General features: G+C 64.5%; 18 protein-coding genes. 12 read left to right on the top strand and 6 right to left on the bottom strand.

Features of this window, described 5'->3' with window-relative positions; translation table 11 throughout:
- Positions 1 to 106: 106 nt before the first annotated feature.
- The 3 genes from AB4Z42_RS06125 to AB4Z42_RS06115 all read left to right on the top strand — a co-directional run bounded on the left by AB4Z42_RS06125 (position 107) and on the right by AB4Z42_RS06115 (position 3181).
- Entirely contained in the window at positions 107 to 1282 is a 1176-nt protein-coding gene (locus AB4Z42_RS06125; RefSeq protein ID WP_442008848.1) for an acyl-CoA dehydrogenase family protein, read from the top strand.
- On the top strand, positions 1279 to 2145 hold the full coding sequence (locus AB4Z42_RS06120; RefSeq protein ID WP_442008254.1) for a hypothetical protein: 867 nt from the start codon (positions 1279 to 1281) through the stop codon (positions 2143 to 2145). Before AB4Z42_RS06125 ends, AB4Z42_RS06120 begins: the two co-directional genes overlap by 4 nt.
- 154 nt (positions 2146 to 2299) lie before the next feature.
- Positions 2300 to 3181, top strand: coding sequence for a mycofactocin-coupled SDR family oxidoreductase (locus AB4Z42_RS06115; RefSeq protein ID WP_442008253.1), 882 nt, complete (start codon positions 2300 to 2302; stop codon positions 3179 to 3181).
- A gap of 8 nt (positions 3182 to 3189) precedes the next feature.
- On the opposite strand, the gene AB4Z42_RS06110 is transcribed toward AB4Z42_RS06115, so the two are convergent.
- Entirely contained in the window at positions 3190 to 3834 is a 645-nt protein-coding gene (locus tag AB4Z42_RS06110) for a TetR/AcrR family transcriptional regulator (protein WP_442008847.1), read from the bottom strand.
- A 229-nt stretch (positions 3835 to 4063) separates the two neighbouring features.
- Here AB4Z42_RS06110 and AB4Z42_RS06105 point away from each other — a divergent pair, with 229 nt between their 5' ends.
- Entirely contained in the window at positions 4064 to 4849 is a 786-nt protein-coding gene (locus AB4Z42_RS06105) for a spirocyclase AveC family protein (protein WP_442008252.1), read from the top strand.
- Positions 4850 to 4878: 29 nt separating this feature from the next.
- On the top strand, positions 4879 to 6075 hold the full coding sequence (locus AB4Z42_RS06100) for a cytochrome P450 (RefSeq protein WP_442008251.1): 1197 nt from the start codon (positions 4879 to 4881) through the stop codon (positions 6073 to 6075).
- 75 nt (positions 6076 to 6150) lie between these two features.
- Here the strand turns inward: AB4Z42_RS06100 and AB4Z42_RS06095 are convergent, their stop codons facing one another.
- Genes AB4Z42_RS06095 through AB4Z42_RS06080 form a run of 4 tightly spaced genes read right to left on the bottom strand, consistent with a single transcriptional unit; the run spans position 6151 to position 9463 of the window.
- Entirely contained in the window at positions 6151 to 7164 is a 1014-nt protein-coding gene (locus AB4Z42_RS06095) for a hypothetical protein (RefSeq protein ID WP_442008250.1), read from the bottom strand.
- Between the two features lie 8 nt (positions 7165 to 7172).
- The gene (locus AB4Z42_RS06090) at positions 7173 to 8495 is read right to left on the bottom strand and encodes a Dyp-type peroxidase (RefSeq protein WP_442008249.1); all 1323 of its coding nucleotides are present in this window, start codon (positions 8493 to 8495) and stop codon (positions 7173 to 7175) included.
- A gap of 5 nt (positions 8496 to 8500) precedes the next feature.
- Entirely contained in the window at positions 8501 to 8902 is a 402-nt protein-coding gene (locus AB4Z42_RS06085) for a nuclear transport factor 2 family protein (protein WP_442008248.1), read from the bottom strand.
- A gap of 3 nt (positions 8903 to 8905) precedes the next feature.
- Positions 8906 to 9463, bottom strand: a complete 558-nt coding sequence (locus tag AB4Z42_RS06080; RefSeq protein ID WP_442008247.1) for a hypothetical protein — start codon at positions 9461 to 9463, stop codon at positions 8906 to 8908.
- A 305-nt stretch (positions 9464 to 9768) separates the two neighbouring features.
- On the opposite strand from AB4Z42_RS06080, the gene AB4Z42_RS06075 reads away from it, so the two are divergent.
- The 7 genes from AB4Z42_RS06075 (at position 9769) to AB4Z42_RS06045 (ending at position 16472) form a co-directional block, all read left to right on the top strand.
- Positions 9769 to 10077 (top strand): hypothetical protein, encoded by a 309-nt coding sequence (locus AB4Z42_RS06075; RefSeq protein WP_442008246.1) that lies wholly within the window; start codon positions 9769 to 9771, stop codon positions 10075 to 10077.
- Between the two features lie 47 nt (positions 10078 to 10124).
- Positions 10125 to 10469 carry a heme-binding protein gene (locus tag AB4Z42_RS06070; protein WP_442008245.1) on the top strand — a complete coding sequence of 115 codons (345 nt, stop codon included), beginning with the start codon at positions 10125 to 10127 and terminating at the stop codon, positions 10467 to 10469.
- Between the two features lie 18 nt (positions 10470 to 10487).
- A complete protein-coding gene (locus tag AB4Z42_RS06065; protein WP_442008244.1) occupies positions 10488 to 11261 on the top strand; it encodes an HAD-IIA family hydrolase in 774 nt (257 codons plus the stop codon).
- 82 nt (positions 11262 to 11343) lie between these two features.
- The gene (locus tag AB4Z42_RS06060; RefSeq protein WP_442008846.1) at positions 11344 to 12261 is read left to right on the top strand and encodes an arginase family protein; all 918 of its coding nucleotides are present in this window, start codon (positions 11344 to 11346) and stop codon (positions 12259 to 12261) included.
- Between the two features lie 60 nt (positions 12262 to 12321).
- The gene (locus AB4Z42_RS06055; RefSeq protein ID WP_442008845.1) at positions 12322 to 14460 is read left to right on the top strand and encodes a thiamine pyrophosphate-dependent enzyme; all 2139 of its coding nucleotides are present in this window, start codon (positions 12322 to 12324) and stop codon (positions 14458 to 14460) included.
- Positions 14461 to 14472: 12 nt separating this feature from the next.
- Positions 14473 to 15672, top strand: coding sequence for a CoA transferase (locus tag AB4Z42_RS06050; RefSeq protein ID WP_442008243.1), 1200 nt, complete (start codon positions 14473 to 14475; stop codon positions 15670 to 15672).
- On the top strand, positions 15669 to 16472 hold the full coding sequence (locus AB4Z42_RS06045; protein WP_442008242.1) for an acyl-CoA thioesterase: 804 nt from the start codon (positions 15669 to 15671) through the stop codon (positions 16470 to 16472). The genes AB4Z42_RS06050 and AB4Z42_RS06045 overlap by 4 nt, the downstream gene beginning before the upstream one ends.
- Before the next feature lie 4 nt (positions 16473 to 16476).
- Here AB4Z42_RS06045 and AB4Z42_RS06040 read toward each other — a convergent pair whose 3' ends face one another.
- Positions 16477 to 17877 carry an HNH endonuclease signature motif containing protein gene (locus tag AB4Z42_RS06040; protein WP_442008241.1) on the bottom strand — a complete coding sequence of 467 codons (1401 nt, stop codon included), beginning with the start codon at positions 17875 to 17877 and terminating at the stop codon, positions 16477 to 16479.
- Positions 17878 to 17901: the final 24 nt, after the last annotated feature.

The following is a 17901-nucleotide window of genomic DNA, read 5'->3' as shown; positions in this document are numbered from 1 at the left end:
AACGCCTTGTATTGACACTGCTATCCGCGTGTCTAGTCTGAAGCGTGTGAGCGCTGAGCCCATCGAGGAGTTCCGCACCAGGGCGAGATCGTGGCTCGCGGCGAATATGCGCACGATCGATCCGGCCAATCCACCTGTATTGCAGCGTGATTCAGACCAGTTGTGGATTCGGGCCCGAGAATTGCAGCGCCGGCTGCACGACGGTGGGTTCGCGGGGATCTGCTTTCCCCGTGAGTACGGCGGGCTCGGGCTGGACTACGAATACAAGAAGGCGTTCGACGCCGAGAGCGTCGGCTACGAAATGCCGATCATCCTGAACATCCCGTGCTTCGCCATCTGCTGCGCGACGCTTCTCGACATCGGCAGCGAGGAACAGAAGCGAACACACATTCCGGCCGCGCTGCGCGGTGAGGAAGTCCTGGTTCAGCTGCTCTCCGAACCCGGCGGCGGTTCCGATCTTGCTGGTGTCATCACCCGCGCCGATCGCCGCGGTGACACATGGGTGCTCAACGGGGCCAAAACCTGGAGTACCGGCGCCTTCGCCGCCGATTACGGCCTCTGCCTGGCCCGCACCGATTGGGATGTCCCCAAGCACGAGGGGCTCACCATGTTCCTGGTGCCGCTTCGTCACCCGGGCATCACGATGAACCGCATCCGGCAGGTCGACGGGACAGAAGAGTTCTGCGAGGAGTTCTTCGACGACGTCGAACTTTCCGACGACGCGGTCGTCGGAGAGCCCGGAAAGGGCTGGGACGTCGCTTCCCGGCAGCTCTATCACGAGCGGCGCACCATGGGCGACGGATCGGAATTCACCAGCGGCGGCGGAATCGCGGCGGCCCAGGACGTTCAGGTCGATCTTCTGCGGCTGATCGAGAAAACCGGCCAGGGCGACGATCCGCGGATACGAGGGGTGGCCGGTCGGGCGCTGGTGCACCGGGAGGTCAAAAAGCAACTGAGCGAATACGTGTACCGCGCTGTGCTCGAGGGCAGGTTGCCGCCGACCGCGGGGTCGATCATCAGAGCTTCCATGGCCGAGGCGCACAACGTGGAGACCGACGCCGCTCGCGAGATCGCCGGCACCGCCGCGGTCGTCAGCGACGACCCCGAGATGCTCGGTGTCGGCACGCGTTATCTCGGAAGGCAGATCGCCAACATCGGCGGCGGCACTGTGGAGATGGCGCGCAATGTCATCGGCGAACGGGTGCTGAATTTTCCTCGTGAGGCGGCGGCCGACCGGGGAGTACCGTTCAACAAGGTGCGACGAAATAGGGGAGACGAGTGACCGATCACCTGCGGGACATCAGGGAGCTGATGGACGACACCGATGCCTACCGCGACGAGCTGCACCGGCGATGGACCGGACTGCTGAGTTACCGCTACATCGGGCGCAATCATGGCTCCATGAACATCGGCGAGACCGATGACACCGTCACAGTCCGCCGCGATATGCGTAACGAAGCGGGCGGAATCATGGTGGCGCCGTTGGCAATTTCGTCGCCCGAAGGATGTCAGACCGACATGGTGGCGGTGCCGAATCCTGTCATCGCGTCGGTGCAGATCATCGATCCCGGGTATGACGTCAAGCGGTTCGAAATCGTCGGCTCGGGCAATGTGCATCAGGGCCGGACGATGGGATACGGCCGGTGCAAGATCGTCGATGCCGACAATCCGGACCGGGTGATCGCCTTCAACGAGGGTCAGGGTGCGATCATCGGGATCCCACCGGAAGGCCTTGACAAGATGGATGTTTCGGGCACCGAACTGGTCATCGAGGACTCGCCCGACCTTCCGCCGCTGTGGGAGGCGTTCGGCGCATCCAAACGTGCCGACGGACATTGGGTGCTTCCGCCGCTCAGTATCGAACTCGCGTCTCCGGACGCGGCGCTACACATCGGCCCGCAGCATGTCGTGCTCGAGACCGCGGCGATCGACCTCGCGGCCGAGGCGGCGGGTACGAGGAGGCTCCAGGTGGTGAGCTGGCACGTGATGTTCATGTCGCGGGGCAAGGTCGGGCCGTTCCGCGTCGCCGGGGAAGCGCACGCGGGTGGGCCCGGCAAGGTCGGCGTCCGCATGATGCTGCACGACGAAGGCAACGGCGACAAGGCCGTCACGTCCGCCGCCGCGGTCTTCGAAATCGTGCAGTAACGGGACACTCCTGGGTGAATGTGCACGTCGGAGGCGATCCGCGCAGAACCAAACTTTTGTCCCGCATGCTATTGATTTAACCGCGAAAATCTCATAGGTTTCGGTCATCTTCGAGTGCGGGATTCAGCCTGCGCCCGTAATCGGTGGAGGATGAATGGCTGGGAAACTCGAGGGCAAGGTCGCTTTCATCACCGGCGCCGCCCGCGGTCAGGGACGTGCCCACGCAATCGAGATGGCCAAGGAAGGTGCCGACATCATCGCGGTCGACATCTGCCGCGACATCCCGTCCAACCCCTATCCGTTGGCCACGCCCGATGATCTCTCCGAGACGGAACTGTCGGTCAAGGAGATCGGACGCCGCGTCGTCGCCCGCATCGCCGATGTGCGGGAGCGCCACGAGTTGCGCGATGCCGTCGAAGCGGGTGTTGCCGACCTCGGCAAGATCGACATCGTGGTCGCCAATGCCGGGATCCTGCCCATGGCGATGGGAAGAGCTTTCGATGCGATGTCGTTCGTCGACGCCAGCGACGTCGACCTGCTCGGTGTGATGAACACCGTCGCCGTCACCGTCCCGCATCTGCCCAATGGCGCCTCGGTGATCATCACGGGCTCGACCGCCGGGATGATCCGCGGCACCACCGACAACCCGAATATGGGTCCCGGCGGCAGGGGTTATGGCTGGAGCAAGCGCGTGCTCATCGAGTACGTCGAAGAGATGTCGATGGCTCTCGCCGACAGGATGATTCGCGTGAACTGCATCCATCCGACCAACTGCAACACCCATCTGCTCCAGAACGACGGCATGTACAGCATGTTCCGCCCCGACCTCACGCAGGAGGGCAAGCAGGCCACCCGCGAAGATGCCGAGCCGTTGTTCACCATTTTCCAAGCCATGCCGATTCCGTACATCGAACCCGAGGACATGGCGAAGCTGGGGGTGTTCCTGGCCAGCAATGACAGCCGCTACATCACCGGCCAGCAGATCCGGGTCGACGCGGGCTCATTGCTCAAGTGGCCCAACGGACCTGGGGGATAGCGGCGCGCCTACGGCCGATGCAGGAAGCCGTGCAGGATCGCCTGGACGAGCTCGTCGACGATCGTTTCGCGCGAGGGCGGCCTGCTTCCGAAGAACGTGGAACGCATGGCGACCATGCCGACGATCATGGCGACCGTCGAGTGTGCGGGCAGATCCGGTTGATTGGTCTGCATCTCGCGGATCTTGATGCCTTCGGCGCTGATCTGGCTGAGCACGGTCAGCGCCCGCCGGATGTCGGCGATGCCTGCGCCGTCGATCTCGTCCGCGCTGAGCCCATCCGACGCCACGAGCGTCAGCAGAAGGCCTCGATGTTCGACGAGAACGTCGTAGAGCTGACCGACGAAATGCCGGGTCAGTTCCTCTTCGTCGGTCTCCTCGGGAACAACGGCCTGCCACGTCTTGCCGAAATCGTCGACGAAGTTCGTGAACGGGAGCACCAGCGCTTCGCGGAACAATCCGGCCTTCGAGCCGAAGTGGCGAAACAGCAGATACTCGCTGACGCCTGCCGCCTCGGCGATTTCACGCGTCGTGGTGCTTCGGTAGTCCCGCCGGGCGAACAGGTCGCGAGCGGCGTCCAGCAGGAGGCGTCGTGGCTCTCCGCGGGGGCGGCGCGTGACGGCAACCGGTTTCTTCGACGAACTTCGCTGGGGCAGGGTTGCTCACTCCTCGGGCCGCGCTGGTGACGGCATTCACGATAGCGTCCTTGACTCCCATCTTAGAATAGTGTCCACTATTAAGGAGGTCAGATCGTATCGGAAGGGATGTGGTTGTGGGTCAACTCATCATGCTCGGCACGCTGTTCGGGCTGATCCTCCTGATATTCGGACTGGTCATGTACTTCGACCCCGAAGCACGGGGTAACTCGAGCGACGAGCGCAATCAATGAACACCGAACTCACACCGTTGTTGGCGGCATCCAACATCTTCGGCTGGGGCAGCGGCATCATCTTCACCCTCGTCGGCATCTATCTGAGCGTGCGCCGCGGCCGTCTGCATCCGCTGCTACTGCTGTGTATCTCGGCGATCTCCTTCTCGTGGATCGAAGCTCCGTACGACTGGGCGATGTACGCCCAGTTCCCGCCTGCGCTTCCGCGCATGCCGTCGTGGTGGCCGTTGAACATGACCTGGGGAGGGCTGCCCTCGTCCGTGCCGTTGGGCTACATCGGCTACTTCTGCATCCCTGCCGTCACGGGCGCAGCGATCGGACGGCGGCTGAGCGCGCGATTCGGATGGCGGCAGCCGATCACGCTGCTGTTCGTCGGACTCGTCGTCGGCTTCTGCTGGGCCCTGCTGTTCAACGGAGGGCTCGGCGCCCGGCTCGGGGTCTTCCACTACGCCTACGTGCTCCCCGGCCTGGGCCTCTTCGAAGGCACTCTGCACCAGTACCCGGTCTATGACGCCATTGCGATGGGCATCCAGATGATGGTCTTCACCTATCTGTTGGGTCGAACCGACGAACAAGGCCGCAATGTCATCGACATGTGGTCGGACAGGCTGTCGAAGACCAAGTCCCAATCGGCGCTGATCTCCATCGTCGCGGTCATCGTCCTCGGAAATGTGTTGTACGGAGCGGTATTTGCACCCCACCTCGTCACCATGAAAATGGGTTACGTGACCTCGGGTCCAGATGTGCAACTGTTCCCGGGTGTGCCCAACCAGCCCAGATAACTTCTCATTCGCTCGGAGGGCGATTCTGTGTGACTGTTGATCCAACTGCCGACTTGTACTACGACCCATTCGATTTCGGAATCGACGACGATCCGTATCCGGTGTGGAAGCGCATGCGAGCCGAGGCGCCGCTGTACTTCAACGAGAAGTACAACTTCTACGCACTGAGCCGATACGACGACGTCTCGCGTGCACTGCCCGATTGGGAGACATACAGATCGGGGCGGGGCACGACCGCCGACATCCTGTTCAACGGCATCGAAGTACCGCCTGGAATCCTGCTTTTCGAGGATCCACCGCTGCACGATCTGCATCGGCGCCTGCTGTCGCGGGTGTTCACGCCCCGCCGCATGCTGGCTGTAGAGGAATTGGTGCGCGAGTTCTGCACGAGCGCACTCGACCCCCTTCTCGACGCAGACGGTTTCGACTTCGTCGCCGACCTCGGCGCATTCATGCCGATGCGCACGATCGGCCATCTGCTGGGGATCCCCGAAGAAGGACAGCAGCGGATCCGCGACCTGAACGATCAGAACATCACGGTCGCCGAGGGCACGACCGATGTCAGTTCGAAGGTCTTCGAAGAGTCGATCGCGATGTTCGCCGAGTACATCGAGTGGAGGGCGACGCATCCCTCAGATGACCTGATGACGGAACTGCTCAACGCGGAAGTCGAGGAGCCCGACGGTGGGCGGCGCCCGCTCGAGCGCATGGAAGTCCTGGCCTACACCGCCATGATCGCCGGCGCGGGCAACGAAACCACCGCTCGGCTCATCGGATTCATGGGACAGCTGCTCGGCGAGCATCCGGATCAACGACACGAACTGGCCGAGGATCCATCGCTGATCGCCTCGGCTGTGGAGGAGACACTGCGATACGAACCACCGTCTCCGGTGCAGGCGCGATACGTCGCCAATGACGTCGAGCTCTACGGCCACACCGTGACCGAGGGGTCATACATGCTGCTGCTGAACGGGTCGGCCAATCGCGACGAAACGCACTTCACCGATCCGGATCGTTACGACATCCACCGCAAGGGTGGGCATTTGAGCTTCGGACAGGGACTGCATTTCTGCCTCGGCTCGGCGCTGGCGCGGCTCGAGGGACGCGTGGCGTTCGAAGAGGTCCTCAAGCGATGGACCGACTGGGAAGTCGATTACGACGCCTCGAGTCGTGCGCGAACGTCCAGTGTGCGGGGTTGGGCCCGGCTGCAGGTCAAGACCGGATAGCGCCGACTCGGTCGAGTGCGGCGGCCAAGCCGCAGCCGTGCGGCAAGGAGCGCAGTTGGATTTCTTCGAGCGGGGCTAGCTCATGGTGGCGAGGTTGCGCCAGAGGTTACGCAGACTGTCGGTGCCCCCGAAGAGCGTGGTGAAGTGCGTCGAATCGATCAGCACAATGTCGCCGGTGCGCTGTCCGCTCGGAGGCATCCAGATGAGTGCGTTGAATTCGGTGTTGCCCGCATCGGTGAAGGGATGCGGGCGGTTCGGGTCCACGCGCTGGCGTCCGAGCACGCGTAGAGCGTCGCTTTCGGGTGCGGTCAGCTCGTAATGGGGAAGATGCGGGTGGAAGTTGAATGTGGTGACGTCGTCGAGGAGCCTCGCGGTGTCCACATCACGGAACCCCGTCAGTGGTGCGATCTCTTTGGTGCCTTCGACGACGGCGGGCCGCAGTCCCCATGTGTTGTGGACGGGCACATCGAGGGCCTTCATGAGGGACCGCGTGTACTGACCGAACCGCTGCTGGCGTGGCACCAAGGGGTCGCCGTGGTGCTGGAATTCCACCTGTCGTTGAGCGAAGTCATCGGTGAAGCCCACATCGTGGTGCGGCGCCAGCAGCAGGCAGGTGCCCTCGCGCTTCAACCACTCCTTGATCACGGCGATCTCCTCGGGCGCGGCTTCCTGTTCGGACAGGATGTGATCGAGCCCGAAGACCATCAGAGTGTCGGTGTCGGCGAGCACCCGCTCGTCGATCGGCAGCTTGTAGCCGGCTTGGTCGATGCGCTGGAACACGGCGACCGGGTGGCCCGTCGCCTCACCCGCAAGTTCCTGGAAAGCCAGCGTCGAACGGTGGAAGAGCTCAAGCGTCCCGGCGATGCCCTGAAGGAAGTGGGCTTCGTCATACTCGGGTGTTTCGTAGCTGGGCCACAACGCGTTTCGGACCTCGGTCATGGTGGAGAAGCGGTTGTACATCTCGCCGGGATTACGTTGTGACTCCCATGGATAGCTCCACGTCCAGTAGATACTTATCCTTCGGCGCCCGTCGTGTTTCCGCGCGACATGGCTCTGGTTATAGGTACGGGCTGGAATCGGGGTGCCCATGATGCGCTCTACTTTCCGCCGAGCGTCGTCAGATAGCGCAAGGCATTGATGCCGGGAAGGAAGAAGTAGGCGCCACCGGTGAGAGTCGTGAATGCCGGTATGCCCTTGTGCACCTTACGAATCGGACGCTTAGGGACCGTGAAGTCCAGTGTGCCGTCCTGGGTGCCGCAGATCGGATCGTGTTCGTTGCCGAGTTCGTGGAACGCCTTGTCATTTATCCAGACGTTCTGCGCGAATTCGAATTGGCGAACGAGGTCCGCACAGATGATGAACGCGGCGATACCGCGGTCGACACCGTCGTCGGGCGCGCCGTCCGGGAGTGCGGGACCGTAGGTGGCCCCGCGCCGGATCATCCTGCGACGGTTCATGTTGTGTGCTGTGTCGCGAGGGTTGAGCCGTCGCGCGTGGGATCCCAGCGGACATGCGTAACCGAAGGGGTCCATTTCCTTGTAGTTGTAGTCGTTATTGCGCATCGGGTCCGCGCCCAGCTCGGGGTCGTCCTTGTCGGGTGCGAGCACCAGCGGGGCCCCGCTGCGCCAGCGACCCATGAACTTGGCGGCGAGCAGTTCCTCGTCGTCCGGCGTCTCGGAATTCTCGCGTAAGTAGTCACGGAACTCCGCCACGTGTTCGCGCAGGCGGCGATAGGCCATGAAACTTCCATTGCGAGACAATGTTTCGGGCTGTGGCAGATTGGCCACCGGCCCATCCTCGTCCGGGTAGCCGAGGATGAACTCGCCCGGCTTCAGCAGTGCGCCCGAACCCGGAGTGGGTTCCTCACCCGAGCCTTCCATGACCGGTTGCGACAGCCTGTCGCGGAACCCGAAGTGGTCGTGGGCGTAGTTGAACGGCGGCGTGGCATTCAAGTCGAGGAAAGACAGGCTGCGGACGCCGTCGGTGCGTGCGAGCAACTGGTCATGATTATCGATGGATACCTGAGATTGCTCGTCGTCGCGGGCGAACAGGATCGCGATGGCGTGCACATCGTCGCCCGCGAGGCCACCAACCCAGTTGTCGGGATGGTTCGGACCCGTGTCTCCGAGAATGTCGGCGCGCGAGGCCATTCCTTCGCGGAATTCGTCGGGAAAGCTGGCCAGAGACTCCTCGGGTACACCGAGCGCGCGCAACCCGGTCCATGTGAACGCCAGGGTGATCCACCGCCGGCTCTCGTCCATGGTGTCGGTTGCGTCGGCCGCGGACTGCACCAGATCGAGCAGTTCCGACAGCCAGGCTCGGCCGCCGGCCTGCGTGTCGAACGTCAGAAACTCATACCGCCCGGTGATTGCCGGCGTTCGGGTCAGCAGGATGTGCTGAATGTCGTCGAGTTCGAGCACGTCCGCTACTGCTTTCCTTTTGCCCACGCCCAGGCCGCAATCCGCCACTGGCCGGAGGTCTTGCGGAGCGCGACGGTGAAGAACGAGCCGGTCTGCGTGACCTGCCTGCCTTGGACATTGAATGTCATGGTGGCGGGCACAAGGACATACGCGCTGTCGCCGGACACATCGTTGTGCACCGGGTTGCCGAGCGTGACGACATAGTCCGAGGCGCCGTGTCGTTGACCCTCGACCAGCACGTCTCGATACCAGTCTTCTGCGGCTGTCGGCCCTAACCACAGGTGTGGCGCCATACCGTCGAGAATCGACGCCGTATCGGCGAATGCGGATGACATCGCCTGTGCGTCGCCTGCGTTGAAAGCGTCGATGTACAAGTTCACCGTTGCCATCGGATCATCCGAAGTCATGAGTTACTGCATCTGGTCGAGCATGTCCGAGAAGGCGGCCTTCAGGCGCAGCGCCTTTTTGATCTCGTCGGCGGTGACGTACGGGTACTCGCCGTATTCCAGAAAGCTGGGGCACTGGTGTTCGCGGACGAACTTCATGAACGATTCCGGGTTCTCCTTCCAATCCTCGGGGAACCCCTCGAGGTTGACGAACGCGGTCGTGATTCCCGTCGCACTGAACAGCTTGACGGCGTCCTCGGTGTACTTGTCGAAGTCGGTGTCGAAGATGCCCTGGTACTGGAAGTGCAGGCCCGACCCGACGTCGAACAGCACCCACCTCAGGTAGTGCAGTCGCAGTGGCGCGAGCGCCTCGGGGCTGGCCGCGATCGTCTCCTCGATCGTCTTGCCGTACGCGCGCAGCGCTTCTTCGCGGCCTTCTTTGACCTTCGCGATGATCGAGAAGCCGTAACAGGCAGGCGTCCTCGGATACGTCGGACCGTAGCGGCCCCGCTCGAGTTCGAAGTAACCCTCTTTAGGGATGGCCATTGCGGCCGGTTTCGACCACACCTCATCTGACGACATTTTCCGCCCCTTTACTCGAACCGGACCAAATTCGGAGATTAGCACTAAGCAATTGACCCGCATCGCTATTCGCGGAGTCAGATACGTGACTCACGGGTAATGATACCAGGCCATACTCATTGGTACGGGAGTGCCGAAAGTTAGTTGGGCTCAGGGCCTTTGCCGCGCCAGAGCAGAGGATAGCTAAGCCTGATTCTCGAATTTCGGACTCGTTGGCAGGTCATTCTTGCAATACTGTGGTGAGATGTGGTCTTGACCGTATTCTACGGCCAGACGGGTCCTTTCACTCGCGGAAAGGGGGAGCCGTGAAATTAATTGTGCGGTATTTGATCATGGGGCTGGCTTCGGCGTCAGTTCCCGTTGCTCTCGTTGGTGCACCGCCTGCGTTGGCGGATTGCACAAATGCGGGCTACGCCACCGTGTGTGCGCAGGGGGAGGTACGCGGCGGCGGGCCCACCCCGCCGTCCGGTCCTGCCTATCCGGGCTACTGCGCCGACCCCTGGTATTGCAGCGACGACTGGGGCGTCGACATCAATCTCGGCCGCCCTGGCGGCCCCGGAGGCCCCGGAGGCCCTGGCGGCCCCGGCCGCCCTGGCGGTATCGGCCCCCGGTGATTGAGCATTACCAAAAATCCCATTCCATTTCGAGCAAGGAGCTACAGATGTTCTCTCGCAGTGTCATAGGTGCCGGCATGATCGCCGGGGCAATGCTTTTCGGCAGCGCGGCGACGGCCGCTGCTGACCCACCGAACTGCACGGCCGCCGACCTTGCCGGCGTAATGGCCGGTGTGTCCGCGGGCACGTCCTCATACCTGTTCACCCATCCGGACGTGAACGCGTTCTTCACGGGTCTCAAGGGCAAACCCCGCGATCAGATGACAGCCGACATCCAGGCGTACTTCGACGCGAACCCCGTGGTCCGCGACGAGCTCAAGGCGGTCAGGCAGGCAGCCCCCGACTTCCGGGCTCGCTGCGATGTGCAGATGCCCGAGATGCCGATGGGCTAGGCCTGACACACTGGGCTCGTGCGCTCCACACCGCAGTGCTGGCTCACCGACATGGACGGCGTGCTCGTCCGCGAGGAACACGCCCTGCCCGGCGCCGCGGAGTTCCTGGCGCGGTTGGTCGACAAGAAGCGTCCGTTCCTCGTCTTGACCAACAACTCGATCTTCACGCCACGGGATTTGTCCGCGCGGCTCCTGCGCTCCGGGCTGACCGTCCCCGAGGCCTCGATCTGGACGTCCGCGCTGGCGACAGCGGCGTTCCTGGCCGACCAGCTGCCCGGCGGGTCGGCGTACGTCATCGGCGAGGCCGGCCTGACCACCGCGCTGCATGCCGTGGGCTACACGCTCACCGATATCGAACCCGACTTCGTCGTGCTCGGTGAGACGCGCACGTATTCGTTCACGGCCATCACCAGGGCAATCCGGCTGATCATCGGTGGCGCGCGGTTCATCGCCACCAACCCCGACGCCACCGGGCCGTCGGCAGAGGGCCCAATGCCTGCGACCGGCTCGGTGGCCGCGATGATCACCAAGGCCACCGGGCGCGAACCGTACTTCGTGGGCAAGCCGAACCCGATGATGTTTCGCAGCGCGCTCAATCGGATCGAGGCGCATTCGGAGAACACCGTGATGGTCGGCGATCGGATGGACACCGACGTCGTCGCCGGTATCGAGGCCGGGTTGGAGACCATCCTGGTGCTGACCGGTTCGACCGCGGTCGAGGACATCGAGCGCTATCCATTCCGGCCGAGCCGCGTGCTGCCGTCCATCGCCGAGGCGATCGACCTCGTGTGATCGTTGTCGAACTGCTCGGCGATCGCGGTGTCCTCCTGACAGGCCGCGACGACAGCGCCGTGATCATCGAGGAGTGAGTGAAATGGCCGACATCGAACTGATCGGGGTGCCCTTCGACGGCTACGGCCGTGCCGGTAACCAGACCAAGGCCGCCGGGGCGCTGCACGATGCGGGCCTACCCGACGCGTTCGACCATCACCACGTCATCGACCACAATCTCGAACTGCCCGAGCCGGACCCCGAGCGCGGCGAGACCACCACCCTGATCAACGAGCCCGCGCTGCTCGCCATGACCGACGCGCTGAACATCCGTGTGGGGGAGGCCGTCGCCGCGGGCCGGTTCCCGTTCGTCTACGGCGGCGATTGTTCGTCGCTGTTCGGCATCGTGACCGGCCTCCGTGATCACGTCGGCGATGTCGGGCTGGTGTTCATCGACGGACACGAGGACACCATGCCACTCGACGTTTCCGAGGACGGCGAGGCGGCCAACACTGAGATCGGCCTGCTGCTCGGCTTGACCGGACGGCTGCTAACCGGTGGCCTCGGCGACCGGCTGCCCGCGTTGCGGCCTGAGCATCTGATCGTGCTCGGGCCGAGAGACCACGCCTGGAGACGACGTTTCAATGTCGGCACACTTGCAGACAGTGGGGTGTGGGTCGCGCCCCTCGCCGAGGTCGCCGACGACCCGGCCGGGGCAGGACGCGGCGCCGTCGCGGAGCTCGCCGGTCACGTGGACCGGTGGTGGCTGCACATCGATCTCGACGTGCTCGATCCCGTCGAGTTCGGAGCTCAGGGACTGCCCGATGTCGAGGACGAGCCCGGTGGCCTGACGTGGGATCAACTCACGGATCTGGTGGTATCGCTGTTCGGTTCCCCGGCGCACTGCGTGGGCGCCAGCTTGGCGATCTACGATCCCGATCAGGATCACGACGGCGCCGATGCGGCGAAGATCGTCGAGTTCGTTCGAAACGCATTGGCCCGCACGACAATAAGCCCTTAACACAGGAGACACGTGGCCGCCGAACCCATCGACGAATACTTCACCGCGACCATCTCGGCGATGTCCGGGTCTGGGCGCCGACATGGCGACGATGAACCGGTCCGGGACGGCTCCTTGCTGACGGCGCGAGTGTGCCTTGCGCTGTTCGACGTCGCGCTCGGTAGCCGCCATCTCGACTTGGCCGCGCGCTACCTGAGATCACAGGGCAAGGGCTACTACACCATCGGATCGTCGGGCCATGAGGGTAATTCCGCGGTGGCGGCGGCGCTGCGGCCCACCGATCCGGCGCTGCTGCACTATCGGTCGGGCGCCTTCTACCTCGCGCGCGCCGCACTGGTCGAGAGCCGCGAGGCACTGCGCGATGTGCTGCTCGGCTGCGTGGCCGCGACGGACGAACCGATCTCCGGCGGACGCCACAAGGTGTTCGGACGCCACGACCTGCACATCATTCCGCAGACGTCGACCATCGCGTCGCATCTGCCGCGCGCGGTCGGTGTCGCGTTCTCCATCGCACGCGCCAAGAAACTCGGGGTGGAATGCGCGTGGCCCGAGGACGCGATCACGGTGTGCAGCTTCGGCGACGCGTCGGTGAACCATTCGACGGCTGTCGGGGCGATCAACAGCGCGTTGCACGCCGCGTATCAAGGTGTGCCGATGCCGCTGCTGTTCGTCTGCGAGGACAACGGGATCGGCATCAGTGTGCCGACACCGCGCGGCTGGATCGAGCGGACGTACGGCGAGCGCGACGGACTGGCGTATTTCGCGGCGGACGGATCGGATCTGGCCGCGACCTTCGATGCGGCGACCGCCGCGGCCGACTGGGTGCGGACCCGTCGTCGCCCGGCATTCCTGCATCTGCGGACGGTACGGCTGATGGGCCACGCCGGGTCCGATTACGAGCCGTCGTATCGCCGTACCGAGGAGATCACCGCCGACTACGAGCGGGATCCGGTGCTGCGCACCGCGAAACTCTTGATCGACATCGGCGTGCTGACACCCGCCGAAGTGCTCGACCGTTACGAGGCCAAACGCGCGAACGTCATCGCACTGGCCGATCAGATCAGCGAGCTTCCCCAGCTCGAGAGCGCGCAAGCAGTGATGGAACCGCTGCGCTTTGCGCAGGATGAAGCGCAAGCCGCGGTCCCTGCGTCGCTGATCGCATCGGTCAAGTCCGGCGACACGGACACGCCGATTACGGTGGCGACGGCGATCAACCGTGGGCTGCACGACATCTTGGATCGCTATCCGGAGGCGATGATCTTCGGAGAAGACGTCGCACGCAAAGGTGGGGTGTACGGCGTGACACGCGGGCTGCTGAGCGCAAGCAGCTCGGCGAGGGTGTTCGACACACTGCTCGACGAGCAGTCGATCCTCGGGCTGGCGCTCGGCGCGGGCGTCTCGGGACTGCTGCCTATCCCTGAAATCCAATACCTCGCTTACTTTCACAACGCCGCCGACCAGATTCGCGGCGAGGCGGCGACATTGCAGTTCTTCTCCAACCGCCAGTACCGCAACCCGATGGTCGTGCGAGTCGCCGCCTACGGATACCAGAAGGGTTTCGGCGGGCACTTTCACAACGACAACTCCATCACCGCGATGCGCGACCTCCCCGGTGTCGTCATCGCATCGCCCGCACGACCGGATGACGCCGCCGCGATGCTGCACGCCTGTGCCGCCGCTGCGAGGGAAGCGGGTGTGGTGTGCCTCTTCCTCGAGCCCATCGCGCTCTATCACACGCGAGACCTGCACGATGACAACGACGGCGGTTGGCTGGCGCCGTATCCGGAGGCGGGCGTGGCGATCGGCCGGGCACGAACCTACGGAGACGGCACCGATCTGACGATCCTGACTTTCGGCAATGGAGTGCGGATGAGCCTGCGGGTCGCGCGCAGGCTGGCGGCGGCCGATATTCGCGCCCGCGTCGTCGACCTGCGGTGGCTGGCGCCGTTGCCGGTGGAGGACATGCTGCGGGAAGCCGACGCCACCGGGCGTGTGCTCATCGTCGACGAAACCCGGGAGACCGGCGGGGTCGGCGAGGGTGTGCTGGCCACATTGATCAAGCACGGCTTCGCGGGACGACTCGATCGCGTCGCGGGCAATGACAGCTTCATCCCGCTCGGCGACGCCGCGTTGCACGTGCTGCTGTCGGAGGAAACCATCGAGGCGGCAGCGATAAAGCTCGTCCAATCAGTCACTTGATAGCTTGACCGGGTGAGTTCCGACCCGACCCGGCCGCTGGCCGGGGTGCGCATCGTCGAGATCTCCAGCTTCGTGGCGGTGCCGCTGGCCGGGATGACGCTGGCCCAGCTGGGCGCCGAGGTGATCCGCGTCGACCCGATCGGGGGAGCGGCCGACTACCGCCGGTGGCCGCTCACCGATGACGGCGAGAGCATCTACTGGGCGGGACTCAACAAAGGCAAGCGCTCCGTCGCCGCGGACATGCGCTCGTCCGACGGCCAGGATCTGGTGCAGCGGTTGATCGCGGGCAGCGGCGTCCTGATCACCAATGTCGCTGGGCGGCAATGGCATTCCTATGATGTGCTGACCAGGCTGCGACCCGACCTGATCCACGTCGAGGTGTCCGGGCGCGCGGACGGTGGCACCGGCGTGGACTACACGGTCAACGCCGCGATCGGCTTCCCGATGGTGACCGGTCCGGCCGAGCTAGCCACCCCCGTCAACCACGTGCTGCCCGCGTGGGATGTCACCTGCGGGATCTACACGGCACTTGCGGTGACGACCGCGCTGCGGCACCGCGACTCCACCGGTCAGGGACAGCGGATCAGCATTCCGCTGGAGAACGTCGCGCTCGCTACAGCGGGAAACCTTGGTTTCTTCACCGAGGTCATGATCAACGGCACCGCACGCCAACGGATCGGCAACTCGGTGTACGGCCAATACGGGCAGGACTTCACCGGGCGCGACGGCGCCTCGTTCATGATCGTCGCACTCACCAAAAGGCACTTCAGCGATCTGACCGAACTCACCGGAACGACGAAAGCCGTTGCCGCGCTTGCGGAGACACTCGGTGCGGACTTCACCGATGAGGGGCAGCGATACGAGCACCGCGATGCGTTGTTCGGCCTCTTCAACGAATGGTTCTCGCAGCACACGGCGCAGGAGATCACCGACGCCTTGTCGACCAGTTCCGTGCTGTGGGACCGGTACCAGAGCTTCGCCGAGGCGGCCCGCGGCGATCGGGTGACCGCCAATCCGATGTTCACTCCCATCGACCAGCCGCGCATCGGCGAGTATCTGGCGCCGGGGCTGCCCATGTCGATCGGCGGCGTCTATCCAGCTGCGGAGGTCGCTCCGGCACTCGGCGACGACACCTCGGCGGTGCTCGGGGACTGGCTCGGTCTGTCGTCGGACGAGATCGCCCGACTCACGGTTGCGGGCACGGTCGCATGAGCCGGCTGTTGGGGCTGCTCGCCCTGCAACCCGGTGACGCCGAGGATGTGTGGATCGGCGCGGCCAGCGGTCCGGAGGGGAAACGGTCGTACGGCGGGCAGTTCATGGCGCAAAGCCTTGCTGCGGCGTGCCGGACCGTCGACTCCGATCGCGGGCCGACCAACATGCATCTGCAGTTCCTGCGCGGCGGCGAGGCCGGTGACCCCGTCGAGTACAGCGTGACAAGGGTTTTCGACGGGCGGACCGCGGCCGCGCGCCGCGTCGATGCCCGGCAGGGCGGACGGCTGCTGACGACGGCCACGGTGTCGTTCGCGATCGAGTTGCCCGGACCCGAACACGGCACGCGTCGCGCCATGCCGCACGACGCCGACGATCTGGCGCCGACGGGCCCCGCCGGACCCGCGCCGTCGATGCCCTTGGAGGAACTCGATATCAGGATCGCCGACGAGTCGTCGGGTGAAGAGTTCGTGCGCAGGTTCTGGTGGCGGACAACGGCCGACCTTCCCGACGACCCGCTGGTGCACACGTTGGTCGCGACGTTCGTCACCGACGTGTACATGATCGACCCGGCGCTGCAGGTGCACGGGCACTCGATGAAAGCGCGAACGCACCGCAGCGGCACCACCGATTCGTCGATCTGGTTTCACCGACCCGTCCGGGCCGACGAGTGGAACCTGTTGGAGACACGCTCACCCGCCGCCGCGCGGGGTCGCGGTGTCGTGACCGGCAGCCTGATTCGAGCCGACGGGGTCATCGCAGCGACGCTGGCGCAGGAAGGGCTCATCGCAGCGCGGGACTGAGCTGTCATGGTCCGCGTTCGCTGTTGCCGTTGGGCTCGTTTGGTGGTCGGAGTTGTTCGGGACGGTGGTAGTGGTTGATGCGGGCTTGCCCGGTGTCCAACTGCGGCGGGGGGATCCATTCGACGTCGTTGTCGGTGTTGATTCGGGTGGTCCACCCCCCGGGTCCGACCATGCGGTTGTCGGGTCCGCACGCCAGCCCGAGGTCGTCGATGTTGGTTAGTCCGTCGTGAGCCCAGTCTTTGGCGGCGTGATGGACCTGGCTGCCGTAGGCCGGGACGGTGCAGCCGGGTTTCGTGCAGCCCCCGTCACGCGCGATGAGCATGATCCGCTGCGCGGGGGAAGCGACGCGGCGGGCGCGGAACAGATCCAGCGCCGAGCCGGTGGCCCTATCAAAGACCGCAAGGTAGTGGTTCGCGTGCGCGGCCAGGCGGATCACGTCTTTGATCGGGATGATCGTGGCGCCGCCGGTGACGCCGACTCCGGCGCGGCTTTCCAGGTCTTGCAGGGTGGTGCGGATGATTATTGAGGTCGGTAATCCGTTGTGCTGGCCGAGTTCACCGCTTGCCAGCACACTGCGTCCGACGGCGACCATCGCGTCGTGCTGGCGCTGGGTCAGACTGCGGTGGTCGTTGTCGATGTGGGCCTGTGACGGCGTGCCGGAGATGCAGGGGTTTTCGTCGGCGGGGTTGCACATGCCTGGTGCGGCCAATTTGGCGAAGATCGCCTCGAAGATCGCCGCGGCCTCCGGAGTGAGATCTCCTTTGATCGGCGTCATTTTGTCCGGGCCTTGGGGTCCTTTCGAGACGCTGCGGCGGCGTGCGCGTTCGGTGTCATCGGGTTCGGGCCCGTCCTGGTCGAGCAGGAAGATGGCGCGATCGGCATAATCTTTGAGTTCTTTGGGCCCGACGCCGGTGGCGACGTGCACCCAGTCCGCCTCGATCTCGGCTCGGGCTGCGGTATCCACCCAACCCGGGACTCGGTCCATCGCCTCGCGGATTTTTTCCACATGCTCACCGTTGATCAGCCCGCGCGCTTGAGCAGAAGCGGTGCACGGCAACACCGGTTCCAGCGGTTCACCGGTCAGGGTGCGGCGCGGCCCCAACAGCGCCGCTTCGTCCAGGCGGCGACCCGCCTCGCTGGTCGAGATGCGCCACCGAATCGCCAACACCTGGCGCCAGGATTTGGCGCCGAGTTCTTTGGGTGTGGTTTCGGCTTGCAGGCGGGCCAGGGCGCGGTGCCATTGGGTGGGCAGCAGACACGTCAGGGTCTCGAGGTCGTCGAGCATGGTGAGCAGTTCGCGGTGGGTGAGCATGTCGAGTTCGCAGGCGGCCAGCGACTCGTGCGCGGTGCGTAGTGCGGCCATCGCGACCTGCACCGGAGTCGCCAACATGATTCGAACATACATTCGACCACCGACAACCCCGGCCGG

The organism is Mycobacterium sp. 2YAF39, assembly GCF_052114565.1.
Taxonomy (GTDB): domain Bacteria; phylum Actinomycetota; class Actinomycetes; order Mycobacteriales; family Mycobacteriaceae; genus Mycobacterium.
Note: the sequence above shows the minus strand (reverse complement) of the source record. Positions and strands in the feature narration are given on the sequence as shown.

Coding starts and splice junctions, on each gene's coding strand:
- AB4Z42_RS06125 (WP_442008848.1), top strand. CDS start 107: ATGCGCACGATCGATCCGGCCAATCCACCTGTATTGCAGCGTGATTCA.
- AB4Z42_RS06115 (WP_442008253.1), top strand. CDS start 2,300: ATGGCTGGGAAACTCGAGGGCAAGGTCGCTTTCATCACCGGCGCCGCC.
- AB4Z42_RS06105 (WP_442008252.1), top strand. CDS start 4,064: ATGAACACCGAACTCACACCGTTGTTGGCGGCATCCAACATCTTCGGC.
- AB4Z42_RS06095 (WP_442008250.1), bottom strand. CDS start 7,164: ATGGGCACCCCGATTCCAGCCCGTACCTATAACCAGAGCCATGTCGCG.
- AB4Z42_RS06085 (WP_442008248.1), bottom strand. CDS start 8,902: ATGACTTCGGATGATCCGATGGCAACGGTGAACTTGTACATCGACGCT.
- AB4Z42_RS06080 (WP_442008247.1), bottom strand. CDS start 9,463: ATGTCGTCAGATGAGGTGTGGTCGAAACCGGCCGCAATGGCCATCCCT.
- AB4Z42_RS06070 (WP_442008245.1), top strand. CDS start 10,125: ATGTTCTCTCGCAGTGTCATAGGTGCCGGCATGATCGCCGGGGCAATG.
- AB4Z42_RS06060 (WP_442008846.1), top strand. CDS start 11,344: ATGGCCGACATCGAACTGATCGGGGTGCCCTTCGACGGCTACGGCCGT.
- AB4Z42_RS06055 (WP_442008845.1), top strand. CDS start 12,322: ATGTCCGGGTCTGGGCGCCGACATGGCGACGATGAACCGGTCCGGGAC.
- AB4Z42_RS06045 (WP_442008242.1), top strand. CDS start 15,669: ATGAGCCGGCTGTTGGGGCTGCTCGCCCTGCAACCCGGTGACGCCGAG.
- AB4Z42_RS06040 (WP_442008241.1), bottom strand. CDS start 17,877: ATGTATGTTCGAATCATGTTGGCGACTCCGGTGCAGGTCGCGATGGCC.